Here is a 17,050-nt window from a genome sequence, read left to right as displayed (position 1 = left end):
TATGACTACGATCGGGCTACGCCCTCACTCCGTCACACCCCGGCGCGAGTCTCATCCTGATTGACGCTGAATCTTACCTAGATTGCCGCTATGCACAGCTCCGGATGATTGAGAACAAGGTCGGCAAAGGCCGATTGTCTGCGTCACAGGTTGCGCGCCATGCGGCCCTGGCAAAGCTCGGTCATCACATCGAGGTAGTCTCAGCCCTCAACGAGGACGATGCTGCAAGGCAGGCAGTCGCTCTTGTTCGCAAGTGGGTCTCTGCTGCTGGAGCCGAAACGGGTTCGTCAGCGGATGCTGCTCGTGAAGGTATGATCCAGCCCAGGCACTCGATCTCGCGAGACTGAGTAGCAAAGCAGCAAGATGGCAATAGCGGGGATGGCGAATAGGGCAACGCCGACAAAACGCATAACAAAACTCCAGCGATGTCCCCGTCGGCAATCTGCCATCGACTGGCTAACGCCGAGTTAATCAACGCTTCATTTTGGAGCGCACTATTCACCACCACCAGAGGAGACCAATGCGAAAGATTCAGAACCTAGGCGGGCCATTCCCAGGAAAGGGCGCCGCACCCGAAATGAACCATGACAAGCTACTACCGCGCGGCACCCGCGCCGCATTCGAGCGGCTCAACGACGCCGCTGCGATGCGTCCGCATGTGGTGAACGCTGAATCGCTGATCGCAGCGAATGACAACCGCAAGCTGGAGGATGCGGCTTGAAGTGGTCGGCCAGAGATCTGCGGCTCACTCGCGTCCAAGCCGTCTATCTCCAGCAACGGAACTCATCTGTTCACCAGGCGGTGACAGATCGCACTGAGATGATTCTCAAGTCGAGGGGGATGCTCCAGTGGAGACCGAACAAGGATGGCGAGTATTTCTTGGAGAACAGCCAAAAGGGTGAAGTGGCGCTTGAGCGCTGGAAAGGGAAGGGGATCTGATGACGTTGACCAAAGAAACACAGCATGCCGGCTTCTACCGCTCTGCCATGTGCGGCGGCATGCTGCTGCTGAGGCGCACCATGACCGTCGATCCGGACTTGGCAGTCACAAAAGAGCGTACACCGGCGGAACACCGAGCTGAGCTTACGGCATGGGGTGCCAAAGCCCATAAATACGACCATCAGATCTTCGGCCGCAAAATCGAGACAAAGAAGGCTCGGCACAGGGATCTGGCAAACCTCGGCGCGTTGATCTCGTTCCGCAACCGCCCAGATGGCGTCGCGGAAGGTGTGCCGACAGAGGATCCGGCTCCGATCCGGACCAATTGGACCCTTGTCCCGGCGAACGACAACGAACCGCTTGAGGATGGCTTTGGCAACGAGCGTGCCGTCGAGTATGAACCGAGCCTCGATATGGTTGAGCGCGAGATCACGAACCTGCAGATGGGCTACCGTGCGGAGCCGAACATTCTCGCCACTGCCGATAACGGCGATCGTTTAGCCGCACGCGAGGTTCACGGCCTGCCTTCAAGCGATGAAGTCGAATACGGCTGGTACGTTGATGACGCCGGCAAGCAGCACAAGACGATAATTCGCATCGGCAGGCTCAAGTTTAGCGACGGCAAACAGACTGAGCGCGGCCATAAATTGGTCATGGATCAGGTCGTTGAGGCGGACATCCGAATGCCGGTCGGAGCAATGCTGGGTGAGCGCGAGAAGTCGTCGCGAGATAAGGGCGGCGAGTTAGATGCTACTGGCAGCAACGCGCATTATCGGTGGATGGTCAAAGCCAAGTCGGCTCGACGCCCGAAGATGTCTCAGAAGAAACAGCGCGTAGACATCACGAAGGAGAAGGGGCGCCAGATGCTGGCCGACGCTTACGCCAACACGCCGGTCTTGCCGGAAGTAATAAAACGGGAGGCGGGCTTTCCGTACAGTCCGACCAACTTGCGACAGTTGTTCATCGGTGGCCGAAAAGGCAAGAACGGGCAAAGCGGATCGCAAGCCTGGCAGGACATATCCACCGAGAAAGAGAACCGCGAAACATTCAGTCGTGCGCTTGATGCGATGCTTGATGAGCACGTTCGGGTTCTGTCGGAAGCCGTCGGCGCGAAGAGCCTGGGAGAGTTGGGCGAAAAGCGAGGTTACAGAGGGAGGCACGCGATTGATGCGGGACGCAGACTACTGCGCGCGGCAAATGATAACTTTGACGAGGCTATGAAGCTGGCAGAATACGCAGCTGAACCCGAGGACAGGGAAGTTTCTCGCAAGTGATGCCCCTTTATAGGTGAAGGGGTCGCGCACCTAGCGCGATCCCAATTTCATCCGGGCGCACCGATGTTGCGACGGACGCTCGGCCAGCGATGAGCCGGGCGTAACTATCAACGCAGTCCGAAGAAACTCAGGACTGCAGCTACGATGACTACGGCGCCTACCAGCCAAATGATGCTGTTCATGTCATACTCCTACGTGATTGATAACGGGAGTGTGAATGCATACGAGCGCTGGTGGTTCCGATAAATTGTCAGCTACCGCCTGCCATGTCGAGCCGCACCGCGGACCATGGCGGCAATAATGAGCATCCTAGTCCTCTGTGCTTCCGATCGTGCCGGGTTTTGTACCGTCACCATGGCGAGCATATGCCTAACGTCACGAATTAACGTGAGGGCGCTGCTGACGAGCAGTGGCTGGATGCACCTAATCTCCATTGCCTGGCGCCGCCTCCTCTCGGCGACGGGCGATCCTGCGGCGGTCTCCCTTCGGGTCGAGGCCGCCGCTTTTGTTTCTAGGCTGCGATACGGCGAGCGGCTTTATCGATTGCCTTCCGGTCGGAGCCGTACTTGTCGATGATTTTGACAGCATCTTCGACAGGTATCCTGAACTTCTTGGCTAGAACCTTCGGTTCATAGGCTGGCGCTGGCGCCGAGGCGCCTTCTCGTTCTGTCATGGATTGTCTCCTTGAGATGAAGCGGCCAGACAATGGCCACGCACCGTGGCGGCCGCTCATGGCATCTATGTAGGTGCTGAAGCCACTCATCACAAGCAAATGCGCGTCTGGCCGAGTGGTTAGGCAACGGTCTCCAAAACCGTATAGGTCGGTTCGATCCCGGCGGCGCTGCGCCAGTTCCATTCGCCGGTATAGCTCAGTAGGCAGAGCGCCTCCTTTGTAACGAGGATGTCGTGGGTTCGAAACCTGCTGCCGGCACCATTTCCATCTAAGTGTAGCGCAGACTGGTAGCGCACGTGACTTGGGCTCACGGGGTCGCAGATTCGAACCCTGCCACTTAGACCATCTCATGCGGGGTAGAGCAGCATGGTAGCTCGCTTGGCTCATAACCAAGAGGTCGCTGGTTCAAGTCCAGCCCCCGCAACCAAGTCCACATGGCACCACCTCTACCAGACAGTAGCATGGAAGCGGCTCCGCGAGCATCAGCTCGCAGTCCAGCCGCTCTGCGAGTTCTGCCTGATTACCGAGGATGTTACGGCCGCCGAGGTGGTTGATCATAAGAAGCCTCACAAGGGCGACTTTGAGCTGTTTCACGATCCGCTGAACCTGCAGAGCCTTTGCGCTCACCACCACAACAGCGCGAAGCAGTTGATGGAGCGCGGCAGGAAGGTCGCGGTCATCGGGGTCGACGGGTATCCGATCGAGATCGGTTGACCTGCCGCCGAGGATGCCGCGCCGACAAGGCGGGTAGGGGGGCGGTCGAAAGTGTGGCCCGACGGCAACACGTACCGGCGGTGTCCCACAACGATAACGCTAACACAGTTTTTTGCCTCCCGCGTGCGCAAGCGCGCGAGGCGGCATGATGAGGATCCCCGACATGGCGAAGAGGAAGGCGCGCATTGACAGCGCGACCGAAGCCGTGCGCGTCATGGCGAAAGCCACCACCGAGATCCTGCCGCCGGCCAACGTGCCTCTCGACGAAGCAGACGAGCCATTCTTCCGAAACGTGGTTGCCGAGTTCGCTCGGTCGGAATGGTCCGACCATCAACTTGAGCTCGCCGCAATGCTTGCCAGGACGATGGCCGACTTGGTGCGAGAGCAAAAGCTGCTCCGAGACGAGGGTGGCATTGCCTACACCGAGAAAGGCACGCCTGTCGCCAACCCTCGGAAAACAATTGTGCAGATGCACGCCAGTTCAATCCTGTCATTCCGCCGATCACTCGCCCTTCATGCCCGCGCCGTCCAAGGCGAGGCGAGGGATGCCGCCAAGCGGCGCGAGGCTGCGAAAGATATCGAGGGTGACAATCCCCTAGAGGACGATTTGCTGGCGCGACCGGGCTGACAGGTGAATGGTCAAAAAGCCGATGACCCGCGGCGAGCGTGTGATTGCGTTTATTCAGCGCTACTGCCTCGTCCCAGAAGGGACACTGCTTGGCAAGCCGGTAAAGCTTCTGGATTTCCAGAAGCGCTTTATCCTGGCCGTCTACGACAACCCTGTCGGCACGTCGCGCGCTTACCTTTCCATCGCGCGTAAAAACGGCAAGACCGGCCTGATTGCCTGCCTACTGCTGGCTCATATTGTTGGCCCGGAGGCGTACCAGAACGGCCGCATCGTTTCCGGCGCCCGGTCTCGCAAGCAGGCCGCCGAAGTCTTCAATTACGCCTCCAAGATGGTGATGATGTCGCCGGAGCTGTCCAAGCTCGCTCGCATCGTTCCCTCCGCGAAGATGATCGTCGGCCTCGCCAAGAACGTCGAATATCAGGCTAGCTCGGCTGAGGCGAAGAGCGCGCACGGCGGCTCGCCGATCCTGGCTATCCTTGATGAGGTTGGCCAGATTAAAGGCCCGACGGATGACTTCGTTGAGGCGATCGAAACGTCGCAAGGTGCCTACGAGGGCCGGGCGATGCTGTTCGCCATCTCGACGCAGGCGGCGACCGACAACGATCTCTTCAGCCGGTGGATCGACGACGCAGAGACGTCGAAAGATCCCCGCATCGTTTCGCACATTTACACTGCGCCGGTCGAGTGCGAGCTCAATGACCGGGCAGGGTGGGCCGCGGCTAATCCAGCTCTTGGCGTCTTCCGTTCTATCAAGGACGTTGAGGACTTCTCGCAGTTGGCGATGCGCATGCCGACGAAAGAAGCCAGTTTCCGCTGGCTATTCCTTAACCAGCGTATCGACGCATCGGCGCCATTCGTTGCACCTGCTGTTTGGCGAGCATGCGATGGCACTGTCGACGAGTTTGAAGGCTTGCCGGTGTTTGGTGGGCTCGACCTGTCCGAAGTGTCTGACTTGACGGCTCTGGTGCTCATGGCGCCGAAGGAGACGGAGGCCGGCACGATATGGCACGTCAGACCGACCTTCTGGCTTCCGGGTGAAAGTCTGCGCGATAAGGCGAAAGCCGACCGCGTGCCGTACGACGTTTGGAACAAGCCAGATGCGGACGGGAAGCGCTTCCTTGAGACGACGCCGGGTCCGACGGTCGATTATGAGTTTGTCGCTTTCCACCTTTACGAGCTCTCTCAGGTGCTGGACATCCGCAAGATTGCGTTCGACCGGTACAACTGGCGCTTCCTCAAGCCATGGCTACTGAAGGTAGGCTTCACTGAAGAGCAGCTCGAGGGCGAAAACGCCATCTTCGCTCAGTTCGGTCAGGGCTTCGCGTCCATGTCGCCAGCGCTACGTGAGCTTGAGAGCATAATTCTCAACAAGAAGCTCGCACACGCCGGCCACCCGGTACTGACCATGTGCATGATGAACGCCACTGTGAAGCAGGACCCGTCCGGCAATCGCAAGCTCGACAAGCAGAAGTCGAGGGGGCGCATCGACGGCGCGGTTTCATTGACGATGGCGACGGCTATGGCGGGCACCTACGAGGGTGCGGACGACGGCAACCTCGACGACTTCGTCAACAACATGATTTCGGTCACATGGTGACCCGCAAAGGATTGCCATGGGTCTCTGGGAAAGGTGGGTTGGAAAGCCCATCAAGCTAACCGACGGCGAGTTCTGGCGTGGCTTCTTTGGCCTCGGCACGACTTCCGGCGAGAAGGTGACGATCGAGAGCGCACTGTCGCTCGATGCCGTTTGGGCTTGCGTCAACCTCGTGCAGAACGCCGCCGGCACGCTGCCGTGCATCGTCTACGGCGGAGATGGCGTAACGATCGATAAGAACTCGCCACTCTACGAAATCCTGCATGACATGCCCAATATCGACGACACCGCGCCGGAGTTCTGGTCGATGGCAGCGCTTTGCCTCATGATGGACGGCAACTTCTTCGCTGAGAAGAAGATGAACGGCGACCGCCTGGTGGCTCTGAACCCACTTCACCCTCTGAGCGTAGAGGTTTGCCGGGACAGCCGCAACACCCGATATTACGAGGTGAGCGAGGACGGCAAGAAGCGACGTATCGCTGAGGGTAAGATGTTCCACGTTCGAGGGGCGCGCCTCCCTGGGTGTGACCGCGGCATGTCGCCGATCGGCGTCGTCCGCAATACGGTTGGAAACGCTCTCTCCGGCGAGAAAGTCGCTGGCCGGATGTTCAAAAATGGCCTTCTGTCGTCGCTCATCATCAGTTCGGACCAGATCCTCAAGGCTGACCAGCGCAAGCAGATCTCAGACACGCTGACGCAGTTTGCCGGAGCCGAAAAAGCTGGCGGCGTGACGGTGCTGGAGGCGGGCTTTAAGCCCTATCCGATGTCAATCAACCCGAAGGACGCGCAGTTCTTGGAGGCTCGGCAGTATAGCGTCGAGCAGATCTGCCGCATCTTCGGCGTTCCGCCAGTGATGATCGGTCACGCAGCCAACGGTACAACGACATGGGGCAGCGGCATTGAGCAGCTGATCCTGCAGTTCACCAAGACATGCATGCGACCGATGCTGAAACGCATTGAAGCAGCCATATACCGCGACTTGCTGGACGCCAGCACCCGCAAGACGGTGAAGGTCAAGTTCAACATGGAAGAGCTGCTGCGCGGCGATAGCCAGGCGCGAGCTGAGTTCCTTTCCAAGATGGTGCAGGCCGGCATCTACCACGTCGACGAGGCTCGCGGGTACGAGGACAAAGCTCCAACGCCCGGCGGCAATCGTTCGATCGTCAATGGCACGATGACGCCGCTCGATAAGCTCGGCGAAGAGCAGGTTGCGCAGCCTACAACGCCTGCAGCGCGCGCTGCGTAAGGACAAATCATGAAGTTCGAACACCTTATCTCGGCCTTTCTGGCCGAGCCTTGGGCAATCCAGCGCGAAAAACTCGGTGTTTTGGCCGATGTACTAGTCGCGCGCGCCGAGGGCGAGAAATTCATCTCCACCGAGCTAGCGGCGTCAATTGACGATGCGCGTGCCAAGGAAATCGCCGAAACCAGCGGCAAAGTCGCGATTATCCCGGTTTTTGGCGTCTTGGCGCAGAAAATGGACCTTTTTTCGGCGATGAGCGGCGGAACGTCGTACGCCGGCATCAAAAAGGCACTCCATTCGGCGCTTGCGAACGACGATGTGAAGGCGGTTGTGCTCGACATCGATAGCCCAGGCGGCACGGTGCCCGGCACTGATGAGCTTGCGACGGAGATCAGGAAGCTTCGCGGCGGCGAGAAGCCAGTCATCGCGCAGGTGAACAGCCTTGCGGCGAGCGCAGCCTACTGGGTCGCGTCTTCGGCGGATGAAATCGTCGTCACTCCATCCGGCCGCGCTGGTTCGATCGGCGTCTACACCGCTCATGATGACGTTTCCGCTGCACTCGAGCAGCGAGGCATCAAGCGCACGTACATTTCCGCCGGCAAGCACAAGGTCGAAGGCAACGAGACCGAGCCGCTGAGCAAGGAAACGCTCGCGCATGTGCAGGACGGCATCAATCGATCCTACAACAAGTTTGTGGCGGCGGTCGCAGAAGGTCGCGGCACGACGGTCGGCAAGGTCGAAGACGGATACGGTCAGGGCAGGGTGTTCTACGCCGAGGCGCTGCTTGACCGCGGCATGGTTGACCGGATCGCCACGCTCGATGAGACACTTGAGCGCTTCGGTGCCGATACGCAGCCACCGTCGATCCGCCGCATCAAGTCGGCAAACGCTGCGCGGGCCGAATCCGCCAGCATGCTCGCAGCCAAGATGGCTGCCGGCGAACCAATCACGAAACGCGAGTTCGAAAACGGCATCAGGGGACTGATGGGTTTGACGGGCTCTGAGGCAGAGCGGGCCGCTCGGCTCTACCTCAAGGATGGTCAGGGGGCTCCTGACGTCGATGCGGATGCTGCTGCTTTGGCAGCCCTAGACCGGCTTCTAGCCGAAGCAAACACACCCCTCATCAAAATCTAAGGGAGCCACTATGGCCGACAATCAACTTGCCGAAAAGATCGGCGAACTGGGTAACTCGCTTGCCTCCATCAAGGAGCAGGTCGGCAACCTCGCCACCGACTTCACTTCCAAGCTCGCTGCCAACGGCGAAGTCTCGGCCGAACTGAAAACCGCCACCGACAAGGCACTTTCCGAGCTCGGCGCCGTCACCACCCGCCTCGGCGACCTGGAGAAGCGGGCGGCTCGCGAGAAGGAAAACGGCGTCGACGAGCAGAAGTCGCTCGGCGATCTTGTCGTCGAATCGGCTGGCTCTCATTCCTTCGATTCGTCGTATCGGGGCCTCATCAAGGTGAAGGCTGACCGAGCCGCCATCACGTCCGCGAATACGACCGTCGGTGCTGGCCGTTCGCAGGGCACTTCGCTCGTTCCGGGCGCCCGCGTTCCTGGCATCTTCGGCCTTCCGGAGCGCCAGTTGACGATCCGAGATCTGGTCATGCCTGGCCAGACGACCTCGAACTCGATCGAGTACGTCAAGGAAACCGGATTTACCAATAACGCCGCTCCAGTCGCCGAAACGACCGCGAAGCCGTATTCGGATCTGACGTTCGACATGACGTCTGCGCCGGTTCGCACGATCGCGCACCTGTTCAAGGCCTCCCGCCAGATCCTGGACGACGCTCCGGCGCTTCGTTCCTACATCGACGGTCGCGCTCGCTACGGTCTGCGCTTCGCCGAAGAGAACCAGCTGCTGAACGGCTCTGGCACCGGCCAGAACATCCACGGCCTCGTGCCGCAGGCGACTGCGTTCAATCCGGCCTTTGCTGCTGCCGACGAAACCGGCATTGACCGTCTGCGGCTCGCTGTCCTGCAGGTCGTTCTTGCCGAATATCCGGCCACCGCTTTCGTTCTGAACCCGATCGATTGGGCCAAGATCGAACTGACCAAGGATGCCGGCGGCAATTACATCATCGGCAATCCGCAGGGCTCGCTCACACCGACGCTCTGGAACCTGCCGGTCGTGTCGACGCAGGCCATGGCTGCAGGTGAGTTCCTCACCGGCGCTTTCTCCTTCGCCGCGCAGATCTTCGACCGCATGGAGATCGAGGTTCTGCTTTCCAGCGAGAACGTCGACGACTTCGAGAAGAACATGTTCACGATCCGCGCTGAAGAGCGCCTCGCGTTCGCCGTGTTCCGTCCAGAGTCCTTCGTCACCGGCGACGTCGAAGGCGCCTAACTGGTTCGGGGAGCTTCTGCTCCCCGTTCTCGCAAGGAGATCCCATGACTGATTATCTCGAGGTCAAAGCCATCCGCACCTTTGCGGTCGGCAAAGACCTGAAGACGAAAAAGAGCGACCCATTCACGGTCGAGGCCGGTGAAGCGAAGCTGCTTGAAGCCCATGGCCTGGTCACCATCGTCGGTGAAGCAGAGGCACCCGTCGTCGAAGACGTCGACCCGCCGGTCATCGCATCCGAGCGGCCGAAGCGAAAGGCTAAAGCCGATGCTGGCAACGAAGGTTCGTAAGCGCCGCACGGCCAGCTATATCGGCGCCGGCATTGTGAACGGTATCGGGTCGCCGGTAGGTTCTGCGGCCCCAGCCATCACCGGCACGGCGAAAGTTGGCCAGACGCTGACGTCCTCCACCGGCACTTGGTCTGGCTCGCCGACCTATGCCCGGCAGTGGTTCGCAGGCGGCACAGCAATCGTTGGCGCAACAGCGGCCACTTATGTTCCCATTACGGGCGACATCGGCAAGACCATCACGGTTCGCGTGACTGCGACCAATGACAAGGGCAGTGTCTCCGTTACCAGCGCGGCGACCGCGGCAGTGGTGGCGTAATGGCACTCATCGATCTCGACACACTGAAGGCGCACCTGCGCGTGCTGCATTCCGATGAAGATGCCGAGATCGAACTCTATGGCGCCGCCGCTGAAGGTATCGTCGTTGAGTATCTCGACCGCATCGTCGTCGAAGCCAGCGCCACGCTGCCCGCCGAAGGCGAGGAGGACTACGATCCCAACGCCATCAAGATCACGAAGCCCATCATCGCCGCCATCCTGCTAGTTGCAGGGGACCTCTACGAGGTTCGCGAGGCGGATCCGAAGCTGACCGGCGACGCCGTCCTGCCACGCGCAGTGCGTGCGCTTCTTGCGCCGTACCGGATCTGGCGAACGCTAACGGAGGATCGCTGCTGATGTGGGTACGCTTTACGCGTCGTCACGTCTGGCACGCCACGCCAGGCACAAGCATCGCCTACAAGCCTGACGGCGGCCCATTCAAGGACGGTCGCTACTCCGTCACGCGCGATTGCGCTTCTGATGCCGTCGCCAAGGGCGTGGCGCTCAAGGTTCCTACACCCACGAGGCCGAAATGATCTCCAGAGCACTGCGCGAGCTTCGCGCAGCCTATCAGTTTGTCTACGACGTCCGCCTGGGCGCGGATCTCGGTTATGACTGGCCATCGGCGGTCAAATTCGCTTGGTCTGTTTGGGGCTGGCAAGAGGCGCGCGCATGACCGCTGGCAAACGCCGGCAGGTACTGCTGATGCAGCGCCGCGCGACGGTCGATGACGGGTACGGCAACGAACAGGCCGGCGATTTCGAGACGGTGTTCGAGACCACTGCCGAGCTCATCCCGATGAAGGGCAGCGAGCCCGTCATTGCGGCTCGTCTGACCGGCACCCAGCCATATGTCGTCCGCATCCCGAGCTGCACAGCGGCAAGGGAAGTCGGCACGGCATGGCGCATTGTCGACAAGCGCGATCCGCGCCGGATCTTCAACATCACCTCGGTTGCCGACATGGATCAGAAGAACCGAACGATCGATATCTTGGCAACGCAGGGTGAAGCGGCATGATGTCAGCGCAATTACAGGGCCGCGAGGCCTTGATGCGTCGGCTGAACCAACTCGCTCCTAATGTCGAGAAGTACGCGGCCGATGCAAAGCTTAAAGCCGCCCATCAGTTGGCCGAAGAGGTTCGTAGCCGAGCCCCGACCGGCGCCACACTCGACTACATGGAGAGCATCGACGGCGATTTGCTGACGAGCCGACCAGCACAAGAGCAAGTCGGTACGCGCTCGACCAAGGACGTCACGGCCACCGGCCTGTTTGCGAAATTCATCTGGCGTTTCTTGGAATACGGCACTGCCCCGCACTTCACAACGAAGGGCGGTGGAACGGTCGCGGGCAAAAAGCAGGCGGTCCTCTCTCAGGCCAAGATGCATCCCGGCACACAGGCGCAGCCACATATCTTCCCGATCTATCGGGCGATGAAGCCGAAAATCCGCAAAATGATCCTCGCGGCAGTCAACAAAGCGGTGCGTGAAGCCCGCAAGGGGTAGCCCATGGCATCCGCTGAACTCGAATTGCAAGGCGCAATCAACGTCCGCCTTCGCTCTGATGTGCCTCTCACGGCGCTCATAAACAAGCGCATTTATGATCAGCCGCCGACACCCGTCAGCTACCCATATGTGACGATCGGCGAGGCGCAAACGCTTCGAGCGGACGCTCTCTGCATCTCTGGCTCGCAGGTGTTTCTGACGCTGCACGCATGGTCGCAAGCGGTTGGATTTCCAGAGGTGAAGCAGATCGCGGACGCGGTCGCCGAAGCCCTTCATCTCGCGCCAATTACGCTCGCCACTAATCGCCTGATTTCGATCTTGCATCAACGAACGCGGATATTCCGCGACGCCGACGGTCTGACCTCACACGCGGTCATTGAGTTCGTCGCCCAGACAGAGAAGCCGCTGGCTTAGGCCCGGCTACCAACCACCACCACATCGGAGACCAATATGGCAGCTGGACAGCAGCTCGGCCGTACCTTGCTGATAAAAATCGGCGATGGTGCGGACCCAGAAGTATTCACTAATCTCTGCGGCCTCAAGACGCGCAGCTTTAACATGTCGGCGACCGAGATCGACACGACCATTCCAAGCTGCACCAATCCCGGCGGCCCGGTTCAAAAAACAAGTCGACCAGGCATCTCGAACCGCACATTCACCGGATCCGGAAACTTCGTATCGAGCGCGGCATCCAAGGTTTTCATGGATCATGTCCGCGCGAGCGAACAGTTCAATGCTCAGGTCATCGTCCCCGGTGACGGCACCTATGAGGGCGCTTGGATGGTGACCGATTATTCGTTCTCCGGTGACGTCGAGCCCAACATGGAGTTCAGCGCCACGTTCGTTGCTGCTGACGTTCTCGAATTCACGGCGGAGGCATAATCCATGGCTATAGAGGAGAAGCCTTTTCCGCTGGATGTGAACGAGGCCCGCGGCGAAGTAGCGCTTTGGGTCGACGATGTACCCCTCGTGCTGGCGGCCGAGATGGGCCGGCTATCCGCCGTGTCTACCAGGCTGCAGTGCAAGTCGCTGAATGATCTGTTTCTGCGCCTTTCTGACGTGGAGGCGGCTGCTACCGTTGCCGGTATTGAGCTGCTAACCGTCAAAGGCAAACCACTTGAAGCGATCACGAAGCTCAAGCTGAAGCACTTCGGCGACTGCCGGGTGGCGTTTCTCGCGGTTCTTGCCCATCACTTTGATGGAGAAGATCCGGGAAACGTGGAAGCCGCCGACAAGGCGGCCTAAGCCGGGAAGACCCATTTCCATGGCGCCAATGGATGCGTATCGGGATCGGCGGCCTCTCATGGAGGCCCGCCGACTTCTGGGCCGCAACGATGACTGAATTCTTCGAGGCCATCAAGGGCCGCAACGAAGCTCAGGGCGCCGAGGAAGAAACCAGCGCACCAAAAGCTGACGAAATGGCGGAGCTTTTGGCCAAATATGGCTAGCAGCCGCCGGATATAAAGCCCGCCATCACGCGGGCTTTTCCTTTTCTAGGATGCGCCGCGCATGTCTGACAATATGACTGATGACCTGATCATCAGTATTTCGACCGACCAGGCTACGCTCCGTCGTAGCATCAAGCGTATCGAGCAGGATCTCGGCACTCTCGCTGGTACGGTCAAAAATCAATTCGACGGCGTCGGCAAGTCGATCGACAATTCGCTGACAACGTCGCTGCAGAGCCGCATCAATGGCATGGTCGGGATCGGCACCAGCGCCGCGAAAGAGTGGACTGGCGCCCTTGCTGATCAGGGCAAAGAGCTCGAGCGTCTTCGTGCTCGCTACTCGCCGCTGTTCAACACCATCAACAACTACAAGTCGGCGGTTTCCGACATCCGCCGCGCCCATGCGCTCGGAGCTATCTCGTCCGACGAGATGGCGAAGGCGATTGCGAAAGAGCGCCAGGCCGCGCTCGCGTCGACGGCCGCGATCAAGGGACGTAATGCTGCCCTAGCGCAGACCCCTGCCACTCGGCAAAGCGCAAACGGCGGTAACGGCTATACAGCCAACATCGCAGCTCAGTTCCAGGATATTGGGGTCACCGCAGCAATGGGCATGTCCCCGCTGCAGATCGCCCTGCAACAAGGCACGCAGCTCTCTGCGGTTCTCAATGAGATGCAAAACCCTGTTAAGGGTCTCGCTGCTGCGTTCATGTCTGTGGTGTCGCCGGTATCACTGGTAACCATCGGCGTGGTGGCAGCGGGCGCCGCAGCAATCCAGTATTTCGGCGGACTGACAAGTGATGCCACCGATGCCGGCAATGTTCTCAAGGACCATGCTGCACTCATCGCGCGCATCAAGGGGGCATACGGAGAAGCCGCTGAAGGCCTCAATGACTATGCACGCGAAAGCCCGAAGATTGTCAGGCAGGACACTGTCGACAAGATCGAGGAATATCGGAAGGCCGTCCTCGGTGTTGCAAAAGATCTTCGGGAAGGCCTGAAGCTAGATCCGCGCGATTTTGGCGGTGCCACGTTCACGATCAGTGAAGTCGTCAACGCTGTTAAGATGCTCGACGCCGGCATTAAGTCTGGCAAGCCTGACCTACAGGCGTTTGTCGAGAAGCTGATTGAGATCGAAAATCAATCTGGCACGCCCGCGAACATCCGCAAAATTCTGTCCGAGCTGCGCGAGACAGCCAAGACCGGGGTCGAAGCTCAACGCGCACTTCAGCCATTAATTAGCACCGTCGAGGGGGTGGGCGCCGCGGCGGCTGCACAAGCGAAACAGGTGGCCGCGTTCAGCAAGGCACTTGCCGAACTCGCCGACATCGCAAAGCCTGCGCTGTCGGACGCTGAGCAAGCCGGTGCTGCGTTTCAAAAGGCAATGTCGAATGCGGTAGGGTCGGAAGATAGAGCGGCGGCCGTTGCGCAATATGACGCCGCACGCAAGCGGATCGACGATCAAAACCCGACAGTCATCAATTCGGACGGCAATCGAACCGCCGTGCCGCTTCCAGGTCAGAAGCCTGTTACCCTTGGCGACAAGTCTGACGCTGAGACGAAGAAGGCTGAGACTGCCGCAGAGCGCGCCGCGAATGCATATCGTGACCTGAAAAAATCGGCCGACGATCGGATCGGCCAGATGCGTCAGGAGATCGAGCTTCTCGGTAAATTTGGCATCGAGGCCGATACAGCGCGTTTCGCGCTTGATCTCCTGCAGTCGTCCGAAGACAAAGGCCGGTCGCTTAGTCCATCGCAGCGCAAGGAAATCGAGCAGAAAATCGAGCTCTACAGGCAGTATTCTGAGCAGCTCGCTAAAACCAAGCTCGCGCAGGATCTCGCGTCTCAGATGCGTTTCAATAGCCTGCCGCAGCAAGACCAACAGGTTGTTACGACTCTTCGTCAGTATGGTTTGCCAGAGGATCTCAACAGCGAACAGGCTGGGCAGATCCGGCAGTCGCTGAAACTTGAGGAAAACCGCGAGGGACTCCGCTCATTCTTTGGCGATTTCAAGTCAGCGCTAATCAACAACGGCGGCGATATCGGCAAGGCACTGGGTGAGTCGATCCAGAATGCGCTGCTGAACTCGGCGTCGAAGCTCTGGGATAAGATTTTCGATCAGCTCATTAACAGCATCCTCGGCACACCCTCTGGTGGATCAGCCGGCGGTGGTGGGGTAGGGGCCGCTGGCGGTGTTCTGGCAAATGTCTTTGGGGCCAGCAAAGGCGGTGGAGCAGTTGATGTTGCCGGCAAGTTGCTCGGCGCCAACGAAAACACCAGCACCAGCCAGATCAATTCGTTCCTCAAGGCGGGCGGCGTCGATATTAATGCCGCTCAGACCGCATGGTGTGCAGCGTTCGTCAATTCGTCTCTCGCTCAGGTCGGCATCAAAGGCAGCGGCTCGCTGACTGCTAACTCGTTCCAGAACTGGGGATCGAAGATAGATCCTTCTCAGGTTCTGAAGGGTGATGTCCTCCTAAAAACAAGAGGCCTCGCGGCTGATCAGGCAGGCGGCCATGTCGGCCTCGCAACCGGCTCGACCCGCATGCAAAATGGCTCGCTCCAACTGCAGATGCTTTCCGGCAACTCAAGCGATGCGGTGGGCACCTCTTGGGTAAACGCCACTGAGCTTCAGGTGAAGCGAGCAACTGAGGCGGCTGGAGCGCTCGGCGACGTCGCGAAAAGTGCGACGAGCTCTGCTTCTAGCCTTGGTCAGCTTGGGTCAAGGCTATCTTCGAGCTTCTTCCCGGCTGCACCATCCGCGCCGTCAGGAGGTGGTGGATTAGGATGGCTCGGTAGCATCTTCGGAGGCGGACTCACCTCTGCTCAGATCGCGAAATACACGCCAATGGTTGGCCTGTTTGCGGACGGCGGCCCGGTCTACGGACCAGGTACCGGCACTTCCGACAGCATCCCGACGATGCTCTCGAACGAAGAGTTCGTGATTAACGCCAAACAGTCCAAGAAGCACCGCGCCCTACTGCATGCCATCAACAACGGCACGCTCGGACACATGGCGCGGGGCGGTGTCGTTGGCACCATTAGCGCACCAGTTGCGCCAGCGCTGTCCAGCCGGCGCGGATCCGCAAACGACAACCGCCAGCCTGGCGTACTCGTGGTCAGGATCGATGGTGCGAATGGCGACGACCATGTGCGTGCGATCGTCAGGCAGGGCGTCAACGAAGGTCTCGGCCAGTACAACCAGTCGCAGCAGCGATCCGGATTTGGCTCAATCCAGCAGAAGTTCACTTCAATGAAGGGCTGAAGATGGCAACGTGTCTGAACTTGCCAACCTTGGCAGCCGATTTTCTGGGGCCTCTACGTACACCAGTCGACGTAATGGGCTCCTCGCAGGATGGTGGGAGAAATGGTCTCGGTGAAAGTATCGAGATCGAGATGAGTGGGGGGGGGGCGCTGACTTGCACGTACGAAGAGTGCAAGATCCAGGAGCCGGAGCACTTTGAGTACGTCAACTGGCTTGGAGCGCGTTTGAACGGCGGCTTCCGCTTCATCAACGTTCCCATCATAACTGATTGGTGGGGGCCGTTTCCTAAAAATCGCTCCTCTATTTTCCTCCAAGACATCCCGCATTCGGATGGTTCGAGCTTTTCGGATGGGTCGGGATACAGCCAATCCAGCGCCTGGGGTGAGATTGTTGAGGCTGCGAACCTGAATGCCGGCATCATAAGGGTGCGGGTTTATGGGCTGACGAGAGCACTTCGGTGGTCTGACTGGTTCTCAATCTACCATCCGGTCTCGAAGGGCTGGCGGGCATATCGCTATTGGGATGTCCTAGACGTCACAAGCGAAACCAACCCCGTCTACACGCTGGCTATCGCGCCGCCACTACGAGAAGCAACGCCCGTCGGGACGCGTGTCGAATTTGTTCGACCTCGTTTCGCGGCCAAGTTCAAGACGGGATTCACACTGCCGTCGATTTCTGAGGCGTTCTACGCCATTCAGCAAAACATTCAGTTCTCCGAGGCTTTCTGATGTGTTGATTTCCACTGAGAGCTGACCCGGCGTTTCCACCGAGAAGTGACCCGCCTTTAGGTATCGTTTGTGCTGGTCGTAGTGGTCAAGGTCCTG

General features: G+C 59.4%; 21 protein-coding genes, 4 tRNA genes and 1 pseudogene. 25 read left to right on the top strand and 1 reads right to left on the bottom strand.

Translation table 11 applies throughout. The annotated features are described in order from the left end of the window. The first annotated feature begins 577 nt into the window (after positions 1–577). Together FHW37_RS33090 and FHW37_RS33085 are read left to right on the top strand one after the other, a co-directional pair. Positions 578–721: a hypothetical protein gene (locus tag FHW37_RS33090; RefSeq protein WP_246691061.1), complete on the top strand. Its 144-nt coding sequence runs from the start codon at positions 578–580 to the stop codon at positions 719–721. A gap of 217 nt (positions 722–938) precedes the next feature. Continuing rightward, positions 939–2,213, top strand: a complete 1,275-nt coding sequence (locus FHW37_RS33085) for a hypothetical protein (protein WP_246691060.1) — start codon at positions 939–941, stop codon at positions 2,211–2,213. Positions 2,214–2,724: 511 nt separating this feature from the next. On the opposite strand, the gene FHW37_RS33905 is transcribed toward FHW37_RS33085, so the two are convergent. Continuing rightward, the gene (locus tag FHW37_RS33905) at positions 2,725–2,886 is read right to left on the bottom strand and encodes a hypothetical protein (RefSeq protein ID WP_186458532.1); all 162 of its coding nucleotides are present in this window, start codon (positions 2,884–2,886) and stop codon (positions 2,725–2,727) included. A 101-nt stretch (positions 2,887–2,987) separates the two neighbouring features. Between FHW37_RS33905 and FHW37_RS33080 the strand changes: the two genes are divergently transcribed. The 23 genes and pseudogenes from FHW37_RS33080 to FHW37_RS32975 all read left to right on the top strand — a co-directional run bounded on the left by FHW37_RS33080 (position 2,988) and on the right by FHW37_RS32975 (position 16,954). Then, positions 2,988–3,062, top strand: a tRNA-Trp gene (locus FHW37_RS33080). Between the two features lie 9 nt (positions 3,063–3,071). Next, positions 3,072–3,147: transfer RNA gene (locus tag FHW37_RS33075), tRNA-Thr, on the top strand. A 7-nt stretch (positions 3,148–3,154) separates the two neighbouring features. Continuing rightward, a tRNA-Pro gene (locus FHW37_RS33070) sits at positions 3,155–3,231 on the top strand. A gap of 5 nt (positions 3,232–3,236) precedes the next feature. Next, a tRNA-Met gene (locus FHW37_RS33065) sits at positions 3,237–3,313 on the top strand. After that, positions 3,265–3,600 carry an HNH endonuclease gene (locus FHW37_RS34580; protein WP_145643812.1) on the top strand — a complete coding sequence of 112 codons (336 nt, stop codon included), beginning with the start codon at positions 3,265–3,267 and terminating at the stop codon, positions 3,598–3,600. The genes FHW37_RS33065 and FHW37_RS34580 overlap by 49 nt, the downstream gene beginning before the upstream one ends. Before the next feature lie 163 nt (positions 3,601–3,763). Next, positions 3,764–4,228 carry a terminase small subunit gene (locus FHW37_RS33055; protein ID WP_145643810.1) on the top strand — a complete coding sequence of 155 codons (465 nt, stop codon included), beginning with the start codon at positions 3,764–3,766 and terminating at the stop codon, positions 4,226–4,228. 7 nt (positions 4,229–4,235) lie between these two features. Continuing rightward, positions 4,236–5,825 carry a terminase large subunit gene (locus FHW37_RS33050; protein ID WP_145643809.1) on the top strand — a complete coding sequence of 530 codons (1,590 nt, stop codon included), beginning with the start codon at positions 4,236–4,238 and terminating at the stop codon, positions 5,823–5,825. Between the two features lie 16 nt (positions 5,826–5,841). Next, the gene (locus FHW37_RS33045; protein WP_145643808.1) at positions 5,842–7,068 is read left to right on the top strand and encodes a phage portal protein; all 1,227 of its coding nucleotides are present in this window, start codon (positions 5,842–5,844) and stop codon (positions 7,066–7,068) included. 9 nt (positions 7,069–7,077) lie between these two features. Continuing rightward, positions 7,078–8,199: a S49 family peptidase gene (locus tag FHW37_RS33040; protein WP_145643807.1), complete on the top strand. Its 1,122-nt coding sequence runs from the start codon at positions 7,078–7,080 to the stop codon at positions 8,197–8,199. A 10-nt stretch (positions 8,200–8,209) separates the two neighbouring features. After that, positions 8,210–9,412 carry a phage major capsid protein gene (locus FHW37_RS33035; RefSeq protein ID WP_145643806.1) on the top strand — a complete coding sequence of 401 codons (1,203 nt, stop codon included), beginning with the start codon at positions 8,210–8,212 and terminating at the stop codon, positions 9,410–9,412. A 44-nt stretch (positions 9,413–9,456) separates the two neighbouring features. Beyond that, complete coding sequence (locus FHW37_RS33030) at positions 9,457–9,699, top strand: hypothetical protein (protein WP_145643805.1); 243 nt, start codon at positions 9,457–9,459, stop codon at positions 9,697–9,699. Beyond that, positions 9,677–10,015, top strand: a complete 339-nt coding sequence (locus FHW37_RS33025) for a hypothetical protein (RefSeq protein WP_145643804.1) — start codon at positions 9,677–9,679, stop codon at positions 10,013–10,015. The genes FHW37_RS33030 and FHW37_RS33025 overlap by 23 nt, the downstream gene beginning before the upstream one ends. After that, positions 10,015–10,371, top strand: a complete 357-nt coding sequence (locus FHW37_RS33020) for a head-tail connector protein (protein WP_145643803.1) — start codon at positions 10,015–10,017, stop codon at positions 10,369–10,371. Before FHW37_RS33025 ends, FHW37_RS33020 begins: the two co-directional genes overlap by 1 nt. Beyond that, positions 10,371–10,550 (top strand): hypothetical protein, encoded by a 180-nt coding sequence (locus FHW37_RS33015; protein ID WP_145643802.1) that lies wholly within the window; start codon positions 10,371–10,373, stop codon positions 10,548–10,550. Before FHW37_RS33020 ends, FHW37_RS33015 begins: the two co-directional genes overlap by 1 nt. After that, positions 10,547–10,690 (top strand): hypothetical protein, encoded by a 144-nt coding sequence (locus FHW37_RS33900; RefSeq protein WP_186458531.1) that lies wholly within the window; start codon positions 10,547–10,549, stop codon positions 10,688–10,690. Before FHW37_RS33015 ends, FHW37_RS33900 begins: the two co-directional genes overlap by 4 nt. After that, positions 10,687–11,031 (top strand): head-tail adaptor protein, encoded by a 345-nt coding sequence (locus FHW37_RS33010; protein ID WP_145643801.1) that lies wholly within the window; start codon positions 10,687–10,689, stop codon positions 11,029–11,031. The genes FHW37_RS33900 and FHW37_RS33010 overlap by 4 nt, the downstream gene beginning before the upstream one ends. After that, on the top strand, positions 11,028–11,516 hold the full coding sequence (locus FHW37_RS33005) for an HK97-gp10 family putative phage morphogenesis protein (RefSeq protein WP_145643800.1): 489 nt from the start codon (positions 11,028–11,030) through the stop codon (positions 11,514–11,516). Before FHW37_RS33010 ends, FHW37_RS33005 begins: the two co-directional genes overlap by 4 nt. 3 nt (positions 11,517–11,519) lie before the next feature. Continuing rightward, on the top strand, positions 11,520–11,930 hold the full coding sequence (locus FHW37_RS33000) for a DUF3168 domain-containing protein (RefSeq protein WP_145643799.1): 411 nt from the start codon (positions 11,520–11,522) through the stop codon (positions 11,928–11,930). Between the two features lie 36 nt (positions 11,931–11,966). After that, complete coding sequence (locus tag FHW37_RS32995; RefSeq protein ID WP_145643798.1) at positions 11,967–12,398, top strand: phage tail tube protein; 432 nt, start codon at positions 11,967–11,969, stop codon at positions 12,396–12,398. A gap of 3 nt (positions 12,399–12,401) precedes the next feature. After that, positions 12,402–12,761 carry a hypothetical protein gene (locus FHW37_RS32990; protein WP_145643797.1) on the top strand — a complete coding sequence of 120 codons (360 nt, stop codon included), beginning with the start codon at positions 12,402–12,404 and terminating at the stop codon, positions 12,759–12,761. Positions 12,762–12,787: 26 nt separating this feature from the next. Beyond that, positions 12,788–12,964, top strand: a pseudogene (locus FHW37_RS32985) (phage tail assembly chaperone); the annotation flags it as partial. Between the two features lie 61 nt (positions 12,965–13,025). Next, a complete protein-coding gene (locus tag FHW37_RS33980) occupies positions 13,026–16,226 on the top strand; it encodes a phage tail length tape measure family protein (protein ID WP_210249361.1) in 3,201 nt (1,066 codons plus the stop codon). A gap of 2 nt (positions 16,227–16,228) precedes the next feature. Further along, positions 16,229–16,954, top strand: a complete 726-nt coding sequence (locus tag FHW37_RS32975) for a hypothetical protein (RefSeq protein ID WP_145643795.1) — start codon at positions 16,229–16,231, stop codon at positions 16,952–16,954. The last annotated feature ends 96 nt before the right edge of the window (positions 16,955–17,050 follow it).

It is taken from the genome of Neorhizobium alkalisoli (assembly GCF_007829835.1).
Classification (GTDB): domain Bacteria; phylum Pseudomonadota; class Alphaproteobacteria; order Rhizobiales; family Rhizobiaceae; genus Neorhizobium.
Note: the sequence above shows the minus strand (reverse complement) of the source record. Positions and strands in the feature narration are given on the sequence as shown.

Coding starts and splice junctions, on each gene's coding strand:
- FHW37_RS33090 (WP_246691061.1), top strand. CDS start 578: ATGAACCATGACAAGCTACTACCGCGCGGCACCCGCGCCGCATTCGAG.
- FHW37_RS33085 (WP_246691060.1), top strand. CDS start 939: ATGACGTTGACCAAAGAAACACAGCATGCCGGCTTCTACCGCTCTGCC.
- FHW37_RS33905 (WP_186458532.1), bottom strand. CDS start 2,886: ATGACAGAACGAGAAGGCGCCTCGGCGCCAGCGCCAGCCTATGAACCG.
- FHW37_RS33055 (WP_145643810.1), top strand. CDS start 3,764: ATGGCGAAGAGGAAGGCGCGCATTGACAGCGCGACCGAAGCCGTGCGC.
- FHW37_RS33050 (WP_145643809.1), top strand. CDS start 4,236: ATGGTCAAAAAGCCGATGACCCGCGGCGAGCGTGTGATTGCGTTTATT.
- FHW37_RS33045 (WP_145643808.1), top strand. CDS start 5,842: ATGGGTCTCTGGGAAAGGTGGGTTGGAAAGCCCATCAAGCTAACCGAC.
- FHW37_RS33040 (WP_145643807.1), top strand. CDS start 7,078: ATGAAGTTCGAACACCTTATCTCGGCCTTTCTGGCCGAGCCTTGGGCA.
- FHW37_RS33035 (WP_145643806.1), top strand. CDS start 8,210: ATGGCCGACAATCAACTTGCCGAAAAGATCGGCGAACTGGGTAACTCG.
- FHW37_RS33030 (WP_145643805.1), top strand. CDS start 9,457: ATGACTGATTATCTCGAGGTCAAAGCCATCCGCACCTTTGCGGTCGGC.
- FHW37_RS33025 (WP_145643804.1), top strand. CDS start 9,677: ATGCTGGCAACGAAGGTTCGTAAGCGCCGCACGGCCAGCTATATCGGC.
- FHW37_RS33020 (WP_145643803.1), top strand. CDS start 10,015: ATGGCACTCATCGATCTCGACACACTGAAGGCGCACCTGCGCGTGCTG.
- FHW37_RS33015 (WP_145643802.1), top strand. CDS start 10,371: ATGTGGGTACGCTTTACGCGTCGTCACGTCTGGCACGCCACGCCAGGC.
- FHW37_RS33900 (WP_186458531.1), top strand. CDS start 10,547: ATGATCTCCAGAGCACTGCGCGAGCTTCGCGCAGCCTATCAGTTTGTC.
- FHW37_RS33010 (WP_145643801.1), top strand. CDS start 10,687: ATGACCGCTGGCAAACGCCGGCAGGTACTGCTGATGCAGCGCCGCGCG.
- FHW37_RS33005 (WP_145643800.1), top strand. CDS start 11,028: ATGATGTCAGCGCAATTACAGGGCCGCGAGGCCTTGATGCGTCGGCTG.
- FHW37_RS33000 (WP_145643799.1), top strand. CDS start 11,520: ATGGCATCCGCTGAACTCGAATTGCAAGGCGCAATCAACGTCCGCCTT.
- FHW37_RS32995 (WP_145643798.1), top strand. CDS start 11,967: ATGGCAGCTGGACAGCAGCTCGGCCGTACCTTGCTGATAAAAATCGGC.
- FHW37_RS32990 (WP_145643797.1), top strand. CDS start 12,402: ATGGCTATAGAGGAGAAGCCTTTTCCGCTGGATGTGAACGAGGCCCGC.
- FHW37_RS33980 (WP_210249361.1), top strand. CDS start 13,026: ATGTCTGACAATATGACTGATGACCTGATCATCAGTATTTCGACCGAC.
- FHW37_RS32975 (WP_145643795.1), top strand. CDS start 16,229: ATGGCAACGTGTCTGAACTTGCCAACCTTGGCAGCCGATTTTCTGGGG.